This window comes from Streptomyces sp. NBC_00096 (assembly GCF_045041305.1).
Taxonomy (GTDB): Bacteria; Actinomycetota; Actinomycetes; order Streptomycetales; family Streptomycetaceae; genus Streptomyces.
In genome coordinates, this window is sequence record NZ_CP108221.1 from 4,676,529 (window position 1) to 4,696,467 (window position 19,939).

Annotated in this window: 17 protein-coding genes and 3 pseudogenes; 16 read left to right on the forward strand and 4 right to left on the reverse strand. The window is 72.8% G+C overall.

The genetic code is table 11. The annotated features are described in order from the left end of the window. Positions 1–7: 7 nt before the first annotated feature. Together OG904_RS20570 and OG904_RS20575 are read right to left on the reverse strand one after the other, a co-directional pair. Positions 8–805: a DUF3097 domain-containing protein gene (locus tag OG904_RS20570; protein WP_405493028.1), complete on the reverse strand. Its 798-nt coding sequence runs from the start codon at positions 803–805 to the stop codon at positions 8–10. A gap of 28 nt (positions 806–833) precedes the next feature. Continuing rightward, positions 834–1,559 carry an MBL fold metallo-hydrolase gene (locus OG904_RS20575; RefSeq protein ID WP_405493030.1) on the reverse strand — a complete coding sequence of 242 codons (726 nt, stop codon included), beginning with the start codon at positions 1,557–1,559 and terminating at the stop codon, positions 834–836. Between the two features lie 150 nt (positions 1,560–1,709). Between OG904_RS20575 and hrcA the strand changes: the two genes are divergently transcribed. The 9 genes and pseudogenes from hrcA to OG904_RS20620 form a co-directional block, all read left to right on the forward strand. Further along, on the forward strand, positions 1,710–2,726 hold the full coding sequence (gene hrcA / locus OG904_RS20580; protein WP_405493032.1) for a heat-inducible transcriptional repressor HrcA: 1,017 nt from the start codon (positions 1,710–1,712) through the stop codon (positions 2,724–2,726). Next, positions 2,727–3,866, forward strand: a complete 1,140-nt coding sequence (gene dnaJ, locus OG904_RS20585) for a molecular chaperone DnaJ (protein WP_405493034.1) — start codon at positions 2,727–2,729, stop codon at positions 3,864–3,866. 170 nt (positions 3,867–4,036) lie between these two features. Further along, entirely contained in the window at positions 4,037–5,128 is a 1,092-nt protein-coding gene (locus OG904_RS20590) for a nitronate monooxygenase (RefSeq protein WP_405493036.1), read from the forward strand. Next, complete coding sequence (locus tag OG904_RS20595; protein ID WP_405493038.1) at positions 5,125–5,868, forward strand: 16S rRNA (uracil(1498)-N(3))-methyltransferase; 744 nt, start codon at positions 5,125–5,127, stop codon at positions 5,866–5,868. Before OG904_RS20590 ends, OG904_RS20595 begins: the two co-directional genes overlap by 4 nt. 129 nt (positions 5,869–5,997) lie before the next feature. Continuing rightward, positions 5,998–6,357, forward strand: coding sequence for a histidine triad nucleotide-binding protein (locus OG904_RS20600; protein WP_405498147.1), 360 nt, complete (start codon positions 5,998–6,000; stop codon positions 6,355–6,357). A 3-nt stretch (positions 6,358–6,360) separates the two neighbouring features. Beyond that, complete coding sequence (locus OG904_RS20605; RefSeq protein ID WP_405493040.1) at positions 6,361–7,269, forward strand: ribonuclease Z; 909 nt, start codon at positions 6,361–6,363, stop codon at positions 7,267–7,269. Between the two features lie 758 nt (positions 7,270–8,027). After that, a pseudogene (locus tag OG904_RS20610) lies at positions 8,028–8,243 on the forward strand (helix-turn-helix domain-containing protein); the annotation flags it as partial. Positions 8,244–8,315: 72 nt separating this feature from the next. Further along, positions 8,316–9,553 (forward strand): IS3 family transposase gene (locus tag OG904_RS20615; RefSeq protein ID WP_405493042.1). Its coding sequence is split into 2 segments (ribosomal slippage): positions 8,316–8,646 and positions 8,646–9,553, totalling 1,239 coding nucleotides; the frame shifts between segments, so codons are not numbered across the junction. Positions 9,554–9,588: 35 nt separating this feature from the next. Next, positions 9,589–10,332: pseudogene (locus OG904_RS20620) on the forward strand (IS481 family transposase); the annotation flags it as partial. Here the strand turns inward: OG904_RS20620 and OG904_RS20625 are convergent. Beyond that, a complete protein-coding gene (locus OG904_RS20625) occupies positions 10,329–11,729 on the reverse strand; it encodes an MFS transporter (RefSeq protein ID WP_405493044.1) in 1,401 nt (466 codons plus the stop codon). The pseudogene OG904_RS20620 and the gene OG904_RS20625 overlap by 4 nt on opposite strands. Before the next feature lie 318 nt (positions 11,730–12,047). Here OG904_RS20625 and OG904_RS20630 point away from each other — a divergent pair, with 318 nt between their 5' ends. The 6 genes from OG904_RS20630 (at position 12,048) to OG904_RS20655 (ending at position 17,298) form a co-directional block, all read left to right on the forward strand. Next, positions 12,048–13,145: a carbohydrate kinase family protein gene (locus OG904_RS20630; RefSeq protein WP_405493046.1), complete on the forward strand. Its 1,098-nt coding sequence runs from the start codon at positions 12,048–12,050 to the stop codon at positions 13,143–13,145. A 366-nt stretch (positions 13,146–13,511) separates the two neighbouring features. Next, the gene (locus OG904_RS20635) at positions 13,512–14,558 is read left to right on the forward strand and encodes a PhoH family protein (protein ID WP_405493048.1); all 1,047 of its coding nucleotides are present in this window, start codon (positions 13,512–13,514) and stop codon (positions 14,556–14,558) included. Positions 14,559–14,571: 13 nt separating this feature from the next. After that, complete coding sequence (ybeY, locus tag OG904_RS20640) at positions 14,572–15,069, forward strand: rRNA maturation RNase YbeY (protein WP_328298565.1); 498 nt, start codon at positions 14,572–14,574, stop codon at positions 15,067–15,069. Next, entirely contained in the window at positions 15,066–16,373 is a 1,308-nt protein-coding gene (locus OG904_RS20645; protein WP_405493051.1) for a hemolysin family protein, read from the forward strand. The genes ybeY and OG904_RS20645 overlap by 4 nt, the downstream gene beginning before the upstream one ends. After that, positions 16,370–16,732, forward strand: a complete 363-nt coding sequence (locus tag OG904_RS20650) for an MmcQ/YjbR family DNA-binding protein (RefSeq protein WP_405493053.1) — start codon at positions 16,370–16,372, stop codon at positions 16,730–16,732. Before OG904_RS20645 ends, OG904_RS20650 begins: the two co-directional genes overlap by 4 nt. A gap of 209 nt (positions 16,733–16,941) precedes the next feature. After that, the gene (locus tag OG904_RS20655) at positions 16,942–17,298 is read left to right on the forward strand and encodes a cytidine deaminase (RefSeq protein ID WP_405493055.1); all 357 of its coding nucleotides are present in this window, start codon (positions 16,942–16,944) and stop codon (positions 17,296–17,298) included. A 134-nt stretch (positions 17,299–17,432) separates the two neighbouring features. Here the strand turns inward: OG904_RS20655 and OG904_RS20660 are convergent. Further along, positions 17,433–18,724: pseudogene (locus tag OG904_RS20660) on the reverse strand (MFS transporter). A gap of 155 nt (positions 18,725–18,879) precedes the next feature. Between OG904_RS20660 and OG904_RS20665 the strand changes: the two are divergent. After that, entirely contained in the window at positions 18,880–19,911 is a 1,032-nt protein-coding gene (locus OG904_RS20665) for a GlxA family transcriptional regulator (RefSeq protein ID WP_405493057.1), read from the forward strand. Positions 19,912–19,939 lie beyond the last annotated feature (28 nt).

A 19,939-nucleotide genomic window follows, 5' to 3' on the forward strand; every position in this document is an offset into this window, starting at 1 on the left:
GGATTCGCTACGCCGTGACGTGGTCGATCAGGTGCTCCACCGCACCCAGCAGGGTCGGCTCCAAGGACTTGTACGAGGTCACGCGCGAGAGGATGTGCTGCCAGGCGGCGCCCGTGTTCTCCGGCCAGCCCAGCGCGCGGCAGACGCCCGTCTTCCAGTCCTGGCCCGGGGGGATCACCGGCCAGGCGGGGATGGACAGCGCGGACGGTTTCACCGCCTGCCAGACGTCGACGTAGGGGTGGCCCACGATCAGGACGTGCGGGGAGGTCACGGAGGCGGCGATGCGGGACTCCTTGGAGCCCGGGACCAGGTGGTCCACCAGGATGCCCAGCCGGGCGTCGGCGGCGGGGGCGAAGTCCGCGACCACCGCCGGGAGGTCGTCGATGCCCTCCAGGTACTCCACCACCACGCCCTCGATCCGCAGGTCGTCGCCCCAGACCCGCTCCACCAGCTCGGCGTCGTGCCGGCCCTCCACGTAGATCCGCCCCGCCCGGGCCACCCGCGCCCGCGCACCGGGGACGGCCAGCGAGCCGGAGGCGGTGCGCAGGGGGGCCGAAGGGGCGCGGACCGGGCGGGTCAGGGTCACCACCGCGCCGTCCAGGAGGAAACCGCGGGGTTCCAGCGGGAACACCCGGCGCTTGCCGAAGCGGTCCTCCAGGGTGACCGTGCCCGCCTCGCAGGCCACCACCGCGCCGCAGAAGTCCGAACCGGCCACCTCGACCACCAGGTCGGGATCGGCCGGCACCTCGGGGGCGGGCTTGGCGCGCTTCCACTGCGGGGTCAGGTCGGGGGAGTACTCACGCATCCGGCCGAGGGTAGGAGAGCGGGCGGCCTCAGGCGTCCGACACGCCGAAACGGGCTGCCAGTGTGTGGCGTTGGGCACGGACGAAGGCCGCGTCGACCACCGCTCCGTGACCCGGCACGTACAGAGCGTCGTCCCCGCCCAGGGAGAGGAGCCGGTCCAGCGCCGCCGGCCACTGCCGGGGCACCGCGTCCGGACCCGCCTGCGGCTCGCCCGACTCCTCGACGAGGTCTCCGCAGAAGACCACCTCGCGCGTCCCGGGCACGAACGCCGCCAGATCGTGCCGGGTGTGCCCGGGCCCCACGTTCGCCAGCAGCACCTGCACGCCGCCCAGATCGAGGGTCCACTCGCCCGACACCAGGTGCCGGGGGACCACCAGCAGCTCGGCCGCCTCGGCGGCCTCGGACGCCGCCAGGCCGTGGCGCACCGCGTCGGCCCGCAGGTCCTCCCGGCTGACGGACAGCAGGGCGTCCAGCCCGACCGGGCCGTAGACCTCCACCCCCGAGAACGCCGCACCACCCAGTACGTGGTCGAAATGTCCGTGTGTGAATGCGATATGAGTCACGCGCCGGCCCGCCAGCCGCTCCGCCTCGGCCCGCACCAGCGCACCTTCCCGGAGGGAGGACCCGGGGTCGATCAGGAGGGCGGAATCCTCGCCCACCACCAGTCCCACGGTGCAGTCCCACACCGGCAGCCGCCGCCGGCCGGTCCGTTCGGTGAGCCGTTCCCAGCCCGCCTCTTCCCAACGCACGTCCATGCCGCGACGCTACCTTGGCGGGCCGCCCTTGCTAGGGGCGTACCACACCGCCGTACACTGACCGGGGGATCTCTGGCACTCGAACGCCCGGAGTGCCAGCCAGCCGAGCCGGACCAGGCCGCGACGACGGAAACGATGGAGGTGTGCGCGATGCTCAGCGAACGCAGACTCGAAGTGCTGCGCGCCATCGTCCAGGACTACGTCGGGACGGAGGAGCCGGTCGGCTCCAAGGCGCTCACCGAGCGGCACCGCCTCGGCGTCTCGCCCGCCACCGTGCGCAACGACATGGCCGTGCTGGAGGACGAGGGCTACATCGCACAGCCCCACACCAGCGCCGGCCGGATCCCCACCGACAAGGGCTACCGCCTCTTCGTCGACAGACTGGCGGGCGTCAAACCGCTGTCGACGCCCGAGCGCCGGGCCATCCAGAACTTCCTCGACGGCGCCGTGGACCTCGACGACGTCGTCGGCCGCACCGTACGGCTGCTCGCGCAGCTGACCCGGCAGGTCGCCGTCGTCCAGTACCCGAGCCTGACCCGGTCCACCGTGCGGCACGTGGAGCTGCTCTCGCTGGCCCCGGCCCGCCTGATGCTCGTCCTCATCACCGACACCGGCCGGGTCGAGCAGCGGCTCGTCGACTGCCAGGCCCCCTTCGGGGAGGCCTCGCTCGCCGATCTGCGGGCCCGGCTCAACAGCCGTGTCGTCGGCCGCCGGTTCACCGACGTGCCGCCGCTGGTGAAGGACCTTCCGGAGTCCTTCGAGAACGAGGACCGGGTGACGGTGCGCTCCGTCCTCGACACCCTTCTCGAAACGCTGGTCGAGGAGGCGGAGGAGCGGCTGATGATCGGCGGCACCGCCAACCTCACCCGCTTCGGACACGATTTTCCCCTGACGATCAGGCCGGTGCTCGAAGCGCTGGAGGAGCAGGTCGTGCTCCTCAAGCTGCTGGGCGAGGCCAATGAGTCGGGAATGGCCGTAAAGATCGGGCATGAGAATGCCTACGAGGGACTGAACTCCACGTCCGTCGTCTCGGTCGGCTACGGTTCGGGCGGCGAAGCAGTCGCCAAACTCGGCGTGGTCGGACCGACCCGCATGGACTACCCCGGAACGATGGGAGCGGTACGCGCAGTGGCACGTTACGTCGGACAGATCCTGGCGGAGTCGTAAGTGGCCACGGACTACTACGCCGTTCTCGGCGTGCGCCGCGACGCATCGCAGGACGAGATCAAGAAGGCATTCCGGCGGCTCGCGCGCGAGCTGCACCCGGATGTGAACCCTGATCCCAAGACGCAAGAGCGTTTCAAGGAGATCAACGCCGCCTACGAGGTCCTCTCGGATCCGCAGAAGAAGCAGGTCTTCGACCTCGGCGGCGACCCGCTGTCCTCCTCGGGCGGCGGTGGCGGCGCGGGCGGCTTCGGAGCGGGTGGCTTCGGCAACTTCTCCGACATCATGGACGCCTTCTTCGGCCAGTCCTCGCAGCGCGGACCGCGCTCGAGGACCCGCCGCGGCCAGGACGCCATGATCCGCCTCGACCTGGAGCTGGACGAGGCCGCCTTCGGCACGACCAAGGACATCCAGGTCGACACGGCCGTCGTCTGCACCACCTGCTCCGGCGAAGGCGCCGCCCCCGGCACCTCGGCGCAGACGTGTGACATGTGCCGCGGCCGCGGCGAGGTCTCGCAGGTCACCCGGTCCTTCCTGGGCCAGGTCATGACCTCGCGCCCCTGCCCGCAGTGCCAGGGCTTCGGCACCGTGGTCCCCACCCCGTGCCCCGAGTGCGCGGGCGACGGCCGGGTCCGCTCCCGCCGCAGCCTCACGGTCAAGATCCCGGCCGGTGTCGAGAACGGCACCCGGATCCAGCTCGCGGGCGAGGGCGAGGTCGGCCCCGGCGGCGGCCCCGCCGGCGACCTGTACGTGGAGATCCACGAGCTGCCGCACCCGACCTTCCAGCGGCGCGGGGACGACCTGCACTGCACGGTCACCATCCCGATGACCGCGGCGGCCCTGGGCACCAAGTGCCCGCTGGAGACGCTGGACGGCCTGGAGGAGATCGACATCCGGCCCGGCACCCAGTCCGGCCAGGCGATCCCGCTGCACGGGCGCGGCGTCACCCACCTGCGCGGCGGAGGACGCGGCGACCTGATCGTGCACGTCGAGGTCACCACCCCCGCCAAGCTGGACCCCGCGCAGGAGGACCTGCTGCGCCAGCTGGCGAAGCTGCGCGGCGAGGAGCGGCCGCTGGGCCAGTTCGCGCCGGGCCAGCAGGGCCTGTTCAGCCGCCTGAAGGACGCCTTCAACGGTCGCTGAGCCGCGCGCGCAGCAGCGTACGGGAACACCTGCCGAGCCCGGTCCGGGGACGCCCCGGACCGGGCTCGCGGCATGCGCGACGGCCGGATTCGGGCACCCGGCTGAAGGGGACTATGCCAGGCGAATGCCGTGATTCGGTCCCGTGAGCGGGACATGGCACGATGCAGCTCATGTCCTCCGCACCGAACGGTCTCTTCGCGTACCCGATCGTGCAGGCGCCCATGGCGGGCGGCGCGTCCTGCCCGCCCCTCGCCGCCGCCGTGTGCGAAGCGGGCGGGCTGGGCTTCCTCGCCGGCGGCTACAAGACCGCCGACGGCATGTACCAGGAGATCAAGCGGCTGCGCGCGCTCACCCGCCGCCCCTTCGGCGTCAACCTCTTCATGCCGCAGACCGGTTACGTGGACCCGGCCCTCGTGGAGGCCTACCGCGGGCAGCTCGCGAGCGAGGCCGGCTGGTACCAGATCTCCCTCGCCGAAGAGGACATCATCGGCACCTGCGACGACGGCTACGACGCCAAACTGGCCATTCTCATCGAAGACCCGGTACCCGTGGTCTCGTTCACCTTCGGCCTGCCCTCGCCCGCCGCCTTCACCCGCCTGCGCAAGGTCGGTACGTACACGATCGCCACCGTGACCTCCGTCGAGGAGGCCCGCGCCGCACAGGCGGCCGGCGCCGACGCCGTCTGCGTCCAGGGCATGGAGGCCGGCGGCCACCAGTCCACCCACCGCGACGACCCGCAGGCCGACGGCACGGCCGGCCTCGGCCTGCTCGCGCTCGTGGCGCAGGTACGCGAGAGCGTGGCCCTCCCGATCATCGCGGCGGGCGGTCTGATGCGCGGCTCGCAGATCGCCGCGCTGCTCGCCGCGGGCGCCGAGGCCGCGCAGCTCGGCACGGCCTTCCTGGTCTGTCCGGAGTCCGGAGCGGACCCGCTGCACAAGAGGGCGCTGACCGACCCGCTGTTCGTGCGGACGGAGATGACCCGGGCCTTCTCGGGACGGCCGGCCCGCGGACTGGTCAACCGGTTCATGCGCGAGCACGGCCCCTACGCCCCGGCCGCCTACCCGCAGGTCCACCACCTGACCGCACCGCTGCGCAAGGCCGCGGCGGCGGCCGGGGACCCGCAGGGCATGGCCCTGTGGGCGGGCCAGGGGCACCGGCTGGCGCGGGCGCTGCCGGCCGGCGAACTGGTGGAGGTGCTCGCGGCGGAACTCGGCGCGGCCCAGAACGCGTTGAAGGCAATGCAGATGAGGAGTGCGTCATGACCGCCCCGGTGTTCGTGGTCGAAGAGGTTCCCGCGGGGCCGGAGTTCGTCCTGGCCGGCCCCGAGGGTCGCCACGCGGTCTCCGTCAAGCGGCTGGCCCCCGGCGAGGCCGTGGTGCTGACCGACGGGCGGGGCGGCTGGGCCGAGGCCGTCGTGAAGGCGGCCGAGGGCAAGGACCGCCTCGTCGTCTCCGTGTCCGGGGTCTTCCGGGAGCCCGAGCCGGCCGTCCGGATCACCGTCGTCCAGGCCCTGCCCAAGGGCGACCGGGGCGAGGTCGCCGTCGAGACCATGACGGAGACCGGCGTCGACGCGATCGTGCCCTGGCAGGCCTCGCGCTGCATCACCCAGTGGCGCGGCGACCGGGGCGCCAAATCCCTCGCGAAGTGGCGGGCAACCGCACGCGAGTCCGGCAAGCAGTCCCGCCGGGTGCGCTTCCCCGAGGTCGCGGAGGCACTGTCGACCAAGCAGGTCGCGACCCTGCTCGCCGGGGCCGACCTCGCGGTGGTGCTGCACGAGGACCGTGACGCGCCCTCGGGCGCCCTGGCCACCGCGGAACTGCCCGCCGCGGGCTCCGTCGTCCTGGTGGTCGGACCCGAGGGCGGGGTCTCCCCGGACGAGCTCGCCGCCTTCGCGGAGGCCGGCGCGCACCCGTACCGGCTGGGCCCCTCGGTACTGCGCACCTCCACGGCGGGCACGGCGGCGGCGGCGGTGCTGCTGGCCAGGACGGGCCGCTGGTCCTGACGGGCCACGGGGCGTGACGGGCGGTCGCCCTGACGGGGGTTGGGCTGACCGGCGATTGCCCTGACGGGTGTGGTCGGCGGCGGTGGATACGATGCCGGAACCGATCACATGTCACGAAGGGCTCAGCACATGGCCGGGGAACCGCAGGCCGACTGCCTGTTCTGCAAGATCGTCGCGGGAACCATCCCCGCGACCGTCGTCCGGGAGACCGAGACGACCGTCGCCTTCCGCGACATCAACCCGCAGGCGCCCACCCACGTCCTCGTCATCCCGAAGGCGCACTACCCCGACGCCGCCTCCCTCGCCGCCGCCGAGCCGCTGGTGGCCGCCGCGGTACTGACCGAGGCGGCCCTGGTCGCCGCCGACGAGGGGCTCACCGAGCGCGGCCACCGGCTCGTCTTCAACACCGGCGCCGGCGCCGGACAGGTCGTCTTCCACGCCCACGCCCACGTCATCGGCGGCCGCGGCCTCCAGTGGCCGCCCGGATAGCCCATGTCCGTACGAGAATTCGTGATCCTGGGCACCGCCAGCCAGGTCCCCACCCGCCAGCGCAACCACAACGGCTACCTGCTGCGCTGGGACGGCGAGGGCATCCTCTTCGACCCCGGCGAGGGCACCCAGCGCCAGATGCTGCGCGCCGGGGTCGCCGCGCACGACATCAACCGGATCTGCGTCACCCACTTCCACGGTGACCACAGCCTCGGCCTCGCCGGGGTGATCCAGCGGATCAACCTCGACCGGGTCCCGCACCCCGTCACCGCCCACTACCCGGCCTCCGGGCAGAAGTTCTTCGACCGGCTGCGGTACGCCACGGCCTACCGCGAGACCGTCCGGCTGGCCGAGGAACCCGTGGCCGGGGACGGGATCCTGGCGAGCGGGGACGCGTACACCCTGGACGCCGTGCGGCTCTCGCACCCGGTGGAGTCCTTCGGCTACCGGGTCACCGAGCCCGACGGCCGCCGGATACGGCCCGAACTGCTCGCGCCGCACGGGATCAAGGGGCCGGACGTGGGCCGGCTCCAGCGCGAGGGCAGCCTCGGCGGGGTCACCCTCGACGAGGTCAGCGAGCCGCGCCCCGGGCAGCGGTTCGCCTTCGTGATGGACACCCGGCTCTGCGAGGGCGTCGAGGCGCTCGCGGAGGGCTGCGACATGCTGGTCATCGAGTCGACCTTCCTCGACGAGGACGTCCAACTGGCCACCGACCACGGGCACCTCACCGCCGGACAGGCCGCCCGGGTGGCGCGGGACGCGGGCGTGCGGCACCTGGTCCTCACGCACTTCTCGCAGCGCTACGGCGATCCGTCGGAGTTCGAACGCCAGGCCCGCGCGGCCGGTTTCGAGGGCGGGCTGACGATCGCCGCCGACCTCGTACGGGTTCCCGTGCCGAAGCGGGCCGGATAGCGGACCGGGGGGAGACATGACCGGAACATCCGGGGCGGGACCTGCGGGACAGAGGTCGGCCGAGGCGGCTCGGGCGGCGTCCCTGGGGTCCTCGTCGTTCGGGAGCCGGATGAGCGAAGCCGGCTTCAAGGGGGCCGAGAGGCTGGATCGGGCGCCGGAACGCGCAGATGCCGGGACGGAGGCGGACGCGGACGCGGACGCGGATGCCGCGCCCGCGGAGGCCGGGGACGAGACGCCCGCCTTCGAAGGCGGGGCTTCTGCGGACGGGGCATTCGATGACGGGGGTTCCGGGGACGGGCGTTCCCGGGACGGGGCCTCCGGGGGCGGGGGCTCCGTGGACGGGGCTTCCGAGGCCTCTGCCGACCCCGCCTTCGACGCCGCTCCGGGCGGCCGCTCCGACGCGCGGGAGCGGCTCGATGGCGGAGGTGCGGGAGGTGCCGGAGGCGCTGCGGACGGCCCAGGAGCGGCCCCGGCACCGGGCGGGGGAGCAGGGGCGGGCGCAGGGGCCTGACGGCGCCGACGTACGGAGGGGGTACGGCCCAGGGGGTGTCGGGCCGACCGGGCAGGACACCCCCTGGGCCGTCTCTTCCGGACCTTGTCGGCCGGCCCGGCGAGATCCGGAAGGGACGGCCTAGATGTATTGCCTCGGGAGGTTGTGGACGGGTGATGGAGGTCTCGGCTGAGGCGTCTTGAACGGGTGAGGGCCTTCCGGGTTCGGTGTGGATTGCGACGTCTACACCGAACGACAGAAGGCCCTCATGCCCCACCGTAATGCACCCCTGACCGAGACCGGACGCCTGCGCCTTGCCCGCTGCGTGGTCGTAGACGGCTGGACCTACCGCCGTGCAGGCGAGCGCTTCCAGGTCTCGCCGACGACGGCCCAGCGGTGGGCCGACCGCTACCGAGATCACGGCGAAGCGGGCATGAGTGACCACTCCTCGCGCCCGCGTCACAGCCCGCGCCGGACCCCGACGGGGCCTCCCCCTGAGTGGTGGACACGCTGATACTGGATCTTGATTGATCCGGAGGAAGCGAGAAGACCACCGATGGCTCTGAAGGACTATTCGGACGAGTTCAAGGCAGATGCAGTGGCCCTGTACGAGTCCACGCCCGGTGCGACGTACAAGGGCATTGCCGCTGACCTGGGCGTCAACCGGGCGACCCTGCGGGAGTGGGTACTGCGGGACCGCGAACGCCGTGGCGGCACCGCCGCTGCTGTGATGCAGGCCGCCGGCCACGGGGCGGCGGTGTCGCCCAGTGATCCGGACGAGCGGGTCCGGCGGCTGGAGGCCAGGGTGGCCGAGCTCGAGGCCAGTGAGCGCAAGCTCGCCACCGAGCGGGACATACTCCGCAAGGCGGCCAAGTATTTCGCCGGAGAGACGAACTGGTGACCAGCCGCTTCCAGTTCGTTGACGACCACCGGGCCACCTATGAGGTGAAGCGGCTCTGCCAGGTCCTGGACGTCAACCGGTCCAGCTACTACAAATGGCTCGCCGGCGCCCAGGCCCGGGCCGCCCGGCAGCGCGATGACCAGGTCCTGGCCGGGGAGATCCGCAAGGTCCACAGCGAGTCCGGTGGCGCTTACGGCTCACCACGCGTGACCGCCGAGCTCCGCGAGAAGGGGCATGTGGTCAACGAGAAGCGGGTCGCCCGGGTCATGAGGACGCACTCCGTCACCGGCATCCGGCTGCGCAGACGCGTCCGCACCACCGTCCCCGACCCGTCGACCACACCGGTCGCAGACCTGTTCCAGCGAGACTTCACCGCCCCTGAGCCCGGGCGGAAATACATGGGCGACATCACCTATCTCCTGCTCGCGGGAGGGAAGTTCCTCTACCTCGCGACCGTGCTGGACTGCTTCAGCCGCAAGGTCGTGGGCTGGTCCATCGCCGACCACATGCGCACCGGCCTGGTCGCCGACGCACTGCGGATGGCCGGCTCGACCCGCGGCAGCCTGGACGGCGCCGTGTTCCACTCGGACCACGGCGCCCAGTACGGTTCCCGGGCCTACGCCAGCCTCTGCGACCAGCTCGGGGTGACCCGTTCCATGGGCGCGGTCGGCACCAGCGCCGACAACGCGGCCTGCGAAAGCTTCCACGCCTCCCTGAAACGCGAGACCCTCCAAGGAGACCCCGACTACGGCGATGCCGACACCTGCCGCCGAACCGTCTTCGCCTGGCTGACCCGCTACAACACCCGCCGCCGGCACTCCGCCAACGGCCACCTCAGTCCCGACGAATACGAACGCCGACACCACGCCGCTAGACTCACCCTCGCCGCGTGATCAATAACCGCGTGCCCACCTTCTTGGGGGAAGGCCCGACCCGCACCGAACGCCGGATCATCAAAGTCCGCGTCCTGCGCCGGTGGGGACCGGCCCGCATCGCCCACCTGCTGGGTTTGGTGCCCTCAACCGTGCACCGCGTCCTGACCCGCTACAAGCTGGCCCGCCTGAGCCATCTGGACCGGGCCACCGGCCGTGTCATACGACGCTACGAACGCGACAAGCCCGGCGAACTCGTCCACGTGGACATCAAGAAGCTCGGCAACATCCCCGACGGCGGCGGCCACAAGACCCTCGGCCGCCAGGCCGGCCGCAGGAAGCGGCCCCGCCTGGGCTACAGCTACATCCACACCGCCGTCGACGACCACTCCCGCCTCGCCTACAGCGAGATCCTCACCGACGAGAAGAAAGAAACCGCCACCGCCTTCTGGCAGCGGGCGCACGCCTACTTCACGAGCGTCGGGATCACCGTCGAGCGGGTCCTGACCGACAACGGCTCCTGCTACAAATCCCACCTCTGGCGGGACGCACTGGCGGCAGCGGGGATCACCCACAAGCGAACCCGGCCCTACCGGCCACAAACCAACGGCAAGGTCGAACGCCTCAACCGCACCCTCGCCGAGGAATGGGCCTACGCCCGCCCCTACCAGTCAGAACAGGAACGCCGCGACGCGTTCCCGAAGTGGCTGCACACCTACAATCACCACCGCGGACACACCGCACTCGCAGGCAAACCACCCGCCAGCCGCGTCCCCAACCTCACAGGGCAATACACCTAGACCTCGGTCCGGACCCGCCGCCGGGCCTGCTCCCGGCTCCGGCGGGCCGCTGCCGGGGAGAGCAGCAGCACGCGGAGCGGGGGCAGGCGCAGCGGGCGGGCGGACCGGGCGGGGCGCGCGGGGATCGGCGCGAGCTCCACGACCTCGAGCTCCGGCGCACCCACCCGCGGCACCGCGCCGGACGGGGTCCCGGCTCCGGCGGCGAGCACGGCCGCCGGGGCCCCGCCGCGCCGCCGCACCGAGCCGGGGGTCAGCGGGCGTCCGCCGACGTGCAGGGCGACGGCGGCCATCGGCCCGGCCACGGCCAGCAGCAGGCCGCCCAGCACCAGGCCCATGCCGGGGAACCCGGCCCCTTCGGCGAGCAGGCTCCCGGTGACGGGGCCGCAGGCCACGCCGAGCGAGGACGCGGAGCCGACCAGGACTGCCCAGCGGCCGCGCGGGTCCAGGGCGGCGGCCAGCCCGATGGCGTAGGAGAGCACGACGGGGTAGACCGCGTTCCACAGGATCTCCCCGGCGGCGAAGGCGCCGAGGTCCCGCGCGTGCGAGGCCAGCACCACGCAGCAGGCGATGACCGCCGTGCCCACGCCCACCGGGACCGCCCGCCCGAGCCGGGCCCCCAGCGCGGAGGCGGCGGTGACCCCGAGCAGCCCGGCGCCGAGCGCGGCCGCGAAGACGATCCCGAGGGTGACCTCGGACAGGCCCGCCTGCTGCGCGCCGATGCGGCCGCTGACGCCCCACAGGGCGTTCTGGGCCAGCGACCACAGCATCAGGGCACCGGCCAGCACCACCCCGGCGCGGGGGTACGGCAGCCGGCCGCGGACCCGTACGGCCCGTCCCGGCCCTTCGGCGTCCTCGGCCCCGCCCAGACGGCCCGTCGCCGGCCAGCACGCCGCCGCGACCGCGGCGATCGCCGCGAACGGCAGCCAGTGGCCGCCACCGAGCCGGGGCAGGGTCAGGTACAGGGCCCCGGCGGTCGCCGACACCGACAGCAGCCCCAGCGCGGAGGTGCGGTGCGGGTCGCGCTGCGCGGCGATCCCGGAGGCGGCCACGGCGGTGGCGGTGCCCGAGCCGAAGCCCCCGACCACGGCGCCCGCGACGACGAGCGGGAGCAGCGGGGTGGCCGCCGCCGTGCCGTAGCCGAGGACGGCGAGCAGCAGCCCGAGCCGGGCCAGCGGACGTGGTCCGTGCCGGGCGATGCGGGAGGCGAGGGTGAATCCGGCGGCGGCGGAGCCGAGCAGCAGGACCGAGCCGATCAGTCCGGCCTGCGCGGGGCTCAGCGGCAGGTACGCGTCGAGCCGGCCGACGACTGTCGGCAGCAGGTACGGGGCGACGTAACCGGAGGTGAAGAGCGCGACGAGCGGCCAGGCGGCGGGCGGCGCGGGGGTGCGGTCGGACACGGGTGTTCCAGGTGACACAGGCGGAGCATGAGATTCCGCAACAAGGCGGTGCTCATATCTATCAAGTGCCCGGATCTTCAGAGAAGGGCGTTCGGACGGTGATCTGCGTCACACTGTAAGTCGGGTCTCCCCGGGAGGGAGGGCTGGACGGCGGACGTGAGTTAAGCCAGTAGGTCAAACCGGTAGGCCAAACCGGTAGGGCAAACCGGTAGGGCAAACCAAACAGGTCAAGCCGGTGGGTCGGGCCAGTGGGCCGGGCCCGTGCAGAAACGACCCAGCAGGATTCCAGCGACACGCGCACCGAACGGGGAGAACATCGTGACCAGTCGCAGCAGCCGGGACAGCCTCGCCTCCGCAGTGGACCCGCTCGGTCCGCTGCGGGACCGTCAGGAGCCGGGCTGTGACGTCTTCCTGACCGGCACGGTCTTCCTCGACATCATCTTCACGGGACTGGACTCGGCCCCCGTGCGCGGTACGGAGTCCTGGGCGCGGGGCATGGGCTCCAGCCCCGGCGGCGTCGCCAACATGGCCACCGCCCTGGCCCGGCTCCACCTGCGCACCTCCCTGGCCGCGGCCTTCGGGGACGACCACTACGGGGAGTACTGCTGGGACGCGCTCGAGCAGGGCGAGGGCATCGACCTGTCGATGTCACGGACGGTGCCCGGCTGGCACAGCCCCGTCACCGTCTCGATGGCGTACGAGGGCGAGCGCACGATGGTCTCCCACGGCCACGAGGCCCCGCCCCCGGCCGGCCCCGGGCCGTTCCCGCACTGCCCGCCCCGCACCCGCGCGGCCGTGGCCTCGCTCGGCCCGGGCCGCGGCGAGGCCTGGGTCGCCGAGGCGGCCCGGCGCGGGGCCCGGGTCTTCGCCGACGTCGGGTGGGACGACACGGGACGCTGGGACCTGGGGGCGCTGGCCGACCTGGAACACTGCGAGGCCTTCCTGCCCAACGCGGGGGAGGCGATGGCCTACACCCGCACCGACTGCCCGCGCGCGGCGGCCCGGGCGCTGGCCGAGAAGGTCCCGATCGCGGTGGTGACGATGGGCTCCGAGGGCTCGTACGCGGTGGACGGGCGGACCGGGGAGACGGCCGAGGTCCCGGGGATCGCGGTCGACGCCCTGGATCCGACCGGCGCGGGCGACGTGTACGTGGCGGGCTTCCTCACCGGCACCCTCGCCGGATGGCCGCTGGCGGACCGGCTCGCCTTCGCGGGCCTGACGGCGGCCCTGTCGGTGCAGGAGTTCGGCGGCTCCCTGTCCGCCCCGGGCTGGCCGGAGGTGGCCGCCTGGTGGCGCACCGCCCCGGAGGCCCTGCGCGGGCGGTACGGGTTCCTGGACGACCTGGTTCCGCGGACCCCCGCCCCGGCCAGCCGGCGCAGGGCGGTCCCGACGATCGGCTTCCGGCAGCCCGCGTAGCACCGGGGACGGGCCGACCCGGCCCGGCCGCGGCGCCGGGCCCGCGCCCGGCCGGGAGCCGCGACCGGCCGGGCCGTGCCCCCGCGCCCGCGCCGGGCCGTGCCCCCGCGCCCGCGCCGGGCCGTGCCCCCGCGCCCGCGCCGGGCCGTGCCCCCGCGCCCGCGCCGGGCCGTGCCCCCGCGCCCGCGCCGGGCCGTGCCCCCGCGCCCGCGCCGGGCCACGCCCCCGCGCCCGCGTCGGGCCCGGCAGGGGACCGCGTAAAACCCCTCGGGGATGACCCGGCGGCGACGTAGGCTTGGAAGTCCGGTGGCCGTCGATCGGCGCGGCCCCTCAGTGGGAGGTATGCGCAGGCCACAGTGCCGGCCCATGACTCAGACACCGACAGCCAAGAGCCCCGTGCCGGGGCAGGCGCGAGCCCACTTCACCGTCCCGGCCACCCACCCGATGGTGTCCGTCCTCGGATCGGGCGACGCCCTGTTGCGCGTGATCGAGAAGGCCTTCCCGAAGGTCGACATCCATGTTCGGGGCAATCAGGTCAGCGCGATCGGCTCCGCGGCGGAAGTCGCCCTGATCCAGCGCCTGTTCGACGAGATGATGCTGGTGCTCCGCACCGGGCAGCCGATGACGGAGGACGCAGTGGAACGCTCGATCGCCATGCTCAAGTCGAGCGGCAACGGCGAGGGCCCGGACGAGACGCCCGCCGAGGTGCTCACCCAGAACATCCTCTCCAGCCGCGGGCGCACCATCCGCCCCAAGACCCTCAACCAGAAGCGGTACGTCGACGCGATCGACAAGCACACGATCGTCTTCGGCATCGGCCCCGCCGGTACCGGCAAGACCTACCTCGCCATGGCCAAGGCGGTCCAGGCCCTGCAGTCCAAGCAGGTCAGCCGGATCATCCTGACCCGCCCGGCGGTCGAGGCGGGCGAACGCCTGGGCTTCCTCCCCGGCACCCTCTTCGACAAGATCGACCCGTACCTGCGCCCGCTCTACGACGCCCTGCACGACATGATCGACCCGGACTCGATCCCGCGCCTGATGGCGGCGGGCACCATCGAGGTGGCGCCCCTGGCGTACATGAGGGGTCGCACTCTGAATGAGGCGTTCGTCGTCCTCGACGAGGCGCAGAACACCACCCCCGAGCAGATGAAGATGTTCCTGACCCGGCTCGGGTTCGACTCGAAGATCGTCGTCACCGGTGACGTGACCCAGGTCGACCTGCCGGGTGGTGCCAAGAGCGGTCTGCGGCAGGTCCAGGACATCCTGGAAGGCGTACCGGACATCGCCTTCTCGCGGCTCACGTCCGAGGATGTCGTCCGGCACAAGCTGGTCGGCCGTATCGTCGACGCGTACGAGAAGTACGACGACAGCCAGGACGGGAAGCCGTCCCGGAACGGCTACCAGCGGAAGTAGAACCCAGCGCACCATGTCGATCGACGTCAACAACGAGTCCGGAACCGAGGTCGACGAGCAGGCGATCCTCGACATCGCCCGCTACGCGCTCGCCCGGATGCGGATCCACCCGCTCTCGGAGCTCTCCGTCATCGTCGTCGACGAGGAGGCGATGGAGCAGCTCCACATCCAGTGGATGGACCTGCCCGGACCCACCGACGTCATGTCCTTCCCGATGGACGAGCTGCGTCCGCCGTCGAAGGACGAGGAGGAGCCCCCGCAGGGGCTCCTCGGTGACATCGTGCTCTGCCCCGAAGTGGCCAAGAAGCAGGGCGAGGACGCGCCGACGCGGCACTCCATGGACGAGGAGCTCCAGCTCCTGACGGTCCACGGAGTGCTGCACCTGCTCGGCTACGACCACGAGGAGCCGGACGAGAAGGCCGAGATGTTCGGCCTCCAGGCGGCCATCGTCGACGGCTGGCGCGGCGAACGCGGCGTGACCGGCCCGTCCCCGGCCCCCACCGTCTCGTGACCGGCGATCCGCAGCTCATCACCGGGGCCGTACTGCTGGTCGTGGTGGCCTGGTTCGCCGCGTGCGCGGAGTCCGGGATCGCCCGGATCTCCGCCTTCCGTGCCGAACAGGCCGTACGCGACGGCCGGCGCGGCAGCGCGAAGCTCGCGCAGGTCGCCGGCGACCCCACCCGCTACCTCAATGTCGCGCTGCTGGTCCGGGTGACCTGCGAGATGGCCTCGGGCGTGCTCGTCACGTACGTCTGCCTCGACGAGTTCGGGGAGAACTGGACCGCGCTGCTCGTGGCCATCGCGGTGATGGTGCTCGTGTCGTTCGTGGCCGTCGGGGTGTCCCCGCGCACCATCGGCCGGCAGCACCCGCTGAACACGGCGACGGCGGCCGCGTACGTCCTCGTACCGCTCGCCCGCGTCATGGGTCCCATCCCGCAGCTGCTGATCCTCATCGGCAACGCGCTCACGCCCGGGAAGGGTTTCCGCAAGGGGCCCTTCGCCTCCGAGGCGGAGCTGCGCGCGATGGTCGACCTGGCGGAGAAGGAATCGCTGATCGAGGACGACGAGCGCCGCATGGTGCATCAGGTCTTCGAGCTGGGCGACACGCTCGTGCGCGAGGTGATGGTGCCGCGCACCGACCTGGTCTGCATCGAGCGGTACAAGACGATCCGTCAGGCGACCACGCTGGCACTGCGGTCCGGTTTCTCGCGCATCCCGGTGACCGGGGAGAACGAGGACGACATCGTCGGCGTCGTGTACCTGAAGGACCTGGTCCGCAAGACGCACATCAGCAGGGACGCGGAGGCCGACCTGGTCTCGACGGCGATGCGCCCGGCGGTCTTCGTGCCGGACACGAAGAACGCGGGCGATCTGCTGCGCGAGATGCAGTCGGTGCGCAACCACGTGGCGGTCGTCATCGACGAGTACGGCGGTACCGCCGGCATCGTCACCATCGAGGACATCCTGGAGGAGATCGTCGGCGAGATCACCGACGAGTACGACAGGGAACTCCCGCCGGTCGAGGAGCTGGGCGGGGACCGCTACCGGGTCACCGCGCGCCTGGACATCACCGACCTCGGTGAACTGTTCAAGGTCGACTCCTTCGACGACGAGGACGTGGAGACGGTCGGCGGACTGCTCGCCAAGGCGCTGGGCCGGGTGCCGATCGCCGGTGCCTCGGCGGTGGTGGACCTGCCGGACGGTCGGCCGCTGCGGCTGACCGCGGAGTCCCCGGCGGGACGGCGGAACAAGATCGTGACGGTGCTGGTGGAGCCGGTGGCTGCGGCGGCGGATCCGGAGGGCGGGGCATCATGACGCCGGCGCAGCTGCGCGCGTTCTGTCTGGGGTTCAACGCGGCGGTGGAGGAGTTCCCCTTCACCCCGCAGACCTCGGTGTTCAAGGTGCTGGGGAAGGTGTTCGCGCTGACCGCGCTGGACGGGGAGCCGCTGAAGGTCAACCTCAAGTGCGAGCCGGAGCTGGCGGTGCGGCTGCGGGCGGAGCACGAGGCGATCGTGCCGGGCTGGCACATGAACAAGCGGCACTGGAACACGGTGACGGCGGGCGGGCCCGGGGCGCTGCCCGACGCGCTGGTCCGGGAGCTGGTGGAGGACTCGTACGACCTGGTGGTGGCCGGTCTGCCGAGGGCGGAGCGGCTGAAGCTCGACCGGGCGTAGCGTTCCCGCCCGCGGAACGGGGGCCGGGTCCAAGGTCACCGATCACAGGACCTTCGGGGCCCGGGATCCGCTTACGCAGCGTTTAGCTTTGTCCCAGCGCACCAAGATCCGCGCCACCAGGATCCCGGGGGGACACCGGGGGTGGAGGGGAGAGCGCGTCGGCGGGGTCGTCGTGCGGCCCCGCCGACGCGCTCCATATGCTTCGGCCCATGACCGACAGCACCGGGATCGACCCCGAAGACAACAAGATCATCACGTTGGCGCGCAGCGCCCGGGCCCGCAACAGTGTGTCCGAGGGGGCGGCGGTCCGGGACGAGACCGGCCGTACGTACGTCGCCGGAACGGTGACGCTGGACTCCCTGAAGCTGAGCGCGCTCCAGACGGCCGTGGCGATGGCGGTGGCCAGCGGGGCGCAGTCCCTGGAGGCGGCCGCGGTCGTCAGCGCGGCCGACGCCCCCTCCGACGCCGACCGCGCGGCGGTACGCGACCTCGGCGGCCCGGACACCCCGGTCCTGCTGGTGGGCCCGGACGGCATCCTGAAGTCCACCACGCAGGCCGGACCCTGACCTTTCCGTTGTGCGGGACCCGGCAGGTCGCGGCCTTCGCGGCCGGCGGGGTCCTACAGCGGCCGGCTGCCCGCCGAGGCCGGTCCTGGCGAGGCCGCGCGGACACCCGGTTTCACCCCCCCCGGCCGGCCCCGTCAGGCCGTGACGGCCCCGGCGGGGGAGCGGCGGCGGATGACCATCGCCATGAGGGCGGCCATCGCGCACAGCGCGCCCGAGGCGTACCAGACGGGGTCGTAGGAGCCGAAGGCGTCGCGGGCCAGGCCGCCCAGGAAGGCCACGAGCGCCGCGCCGATCTGGTGCGAGGCCAGGACCCAGCCGAAGACGATGGCGCCGTCCTCGCCGTAGTGCTCGCGGCACAGCGCGATCGTCGGCGGGACGGTCGCGACCCAGTCCAGGCCGTAGAAGACGATGAAGAACACCATCGGCGGGTGCACGGACGGGGCCAGCAGCATCGGGAGGAAGAGCAGCGAGACCCCGCGCAGGGCGTAGTACACCGCGAGGAGGCGGCGGGACTCGAAGCGGTCGTCAGCCAGCCGGAGAACACGGTGCCGATCACGTCGAACACGCCGATCACCGCCAGCAGTCCGGCCGCCGCCGTCACCGGCATGCCGTGGTCGTGGGCCGAGGGCACGAAGTGGGTCTTGACCAGTCCGTTGGTCGAGGCTCCGCAGATCGCGAAGGTGCCGGCCAGCAGCCAGAAGGGCCCGGTCCGGGCCGCCTTGAGCAGCACGCCCACCGCCCGGCGGGCGGCGCCGGGGACGGGCGCGGGCTTGGCCGCGTACGCACCCCCGTACGGGGCGGCCCCGATGTCCGCCGGGTGGTCGCGCAGCAGGAGCCAGACGAAGGGCACCACGGCCAGGGCCGCCAGCGAGACGGTGACCGCCGCCGGGCGCCAGCCGTGGTGCTCCACCAGCCAGGCCAGCAGCGGCAGGAAGATCAGCTGACCGGAGGCTCCGGCGGCGGTCAGGATGCCGGTGACCAGGCCGCGCCGGGCGACGAACCAGCGGTTGGTCACCGTGGCCGCGAAGGCCAGGGCCATCGAGCCGCTGCCCAGGCCGACCAGGACGCCCCAGTAGAGGATGAGCTGCCAGGAGGCGGTCATCCACACGGTGGCCAGGGACCCGGTGGCTATGACGGTCAGCGCGAGGGCGACGACCCGGCGGATGCCGAACCGGTCCATCAGCGCGGCCGCGAACGGCGCGGTGAGCCCGTACAGCGCGAGGTTCACGGAGACGGCGAGGCCGATCGTGCCGCGGGACCAGTCGAACTCCTCGTGCAGCGGCTCGATGAGCAGCCCGGGGAGGGAGGCGAAGCCGGCGGCACCGATGATCGTCACGAAGGCGACGGCCGCGACGGCCCAGGCGCGGTGGACGCGGTGCGTCCGCCGCGGTGCGCCGGGGCCGGGGGCGGCGCCGGAAGCGGGCACGGTGGCGGGCACGGGCACGGGCACGGGTGCGGGTGCGGGTACGGAATCGGAGGAGGGGCCGGGGCCGGGGGCTGTCTTCGTCACGACGACAGTGTCCGGGCGGCCGGACCCCGTACGACAGTGGCCTGACTGACACTGTTCGATATGATCGGGCCATGGAGACCCGCGCGCACCGTGTCGTCGTCCTCGCCCTCGCCGGGCTGCTGCCCTTCGAGCTCGGGATCCCGCACCGGATCTTCGGCCGCGCCAAGGACCCGGCCGGGCGGCCGCTCTACGAGATCCTCACCTGCGGGCTCGCCCCCGGCCCGGTGCCCACGGACGCCGACTTCGACATCCACGTCGGGCACGGTCCGGAACTGCTGGCCACGGCCGACACGGTGGTGGTCCCCGCCTCGTACGAGCTGGGGCCGGTCCACGCGGAGGGCAGGCTCACCCCCGAACTCGCCGCCGCCCTCGCGCACATCAGGCCCGGCACCCGGCTCGTCTCCATCTGCACGGGCGGTTACGTGCTGGCCGCCGCCGGGTACCTGGACGGCCGCCCGGCGACCACCCACTGGGCCTCCGCGGAACACTTCCAGCGGACCTTCCCGGACGTCCGGGTGGACCCGGGCGTGCTCTACACCGACGACGGGGACGTGCTCACCTCCGCCGGGGTCGCCGCCGGCATCGACCTGTGCCTGCACATCGTGCGCCGCGACCACGGCGCGGCCGTCGCCAACGACGTGGCCCGGCGCACGGTCGTACCGCCGCACCGCGAGGGCGGGCAGGCGCAGTTCGTCGAACGCCCGGTGCCGCAGCCGCAGCGGTCGGCCACCACCGCGGCCCGCGCGTGGGTGCTGGACCGGCTGCACGAACCGCTGCGGCTGACCGACCTGGCCCGGCAGGAGGCGATGTCGGTACGGACCTTCACGCGCAGGTTCCGCGAGGAGTCGGGGCTCAGCCCCGGCGAGTGGATCGTCGGCCAGCGCGTGGAGCGGGCCCGCGCGCTGCTGGAGCAGACCGACCTGCCGATGGAACACGTGGCGCGGGAAGCCGGGTTCGGGACCGCGCAGTCGCTGCGCAAGCACGTGGGGGCGGCGCTCGGGGTGAGCCCGACGGCCTACCGGCGGACGTTCCGGGAGACCGGGGCGGGTGGCATCCTGCCATCTCCTGATGGGACATCAGTCGCTGCCGGATCCGTGCATTGACTTATCCCGCCGCCCGCTCGTGAATGGC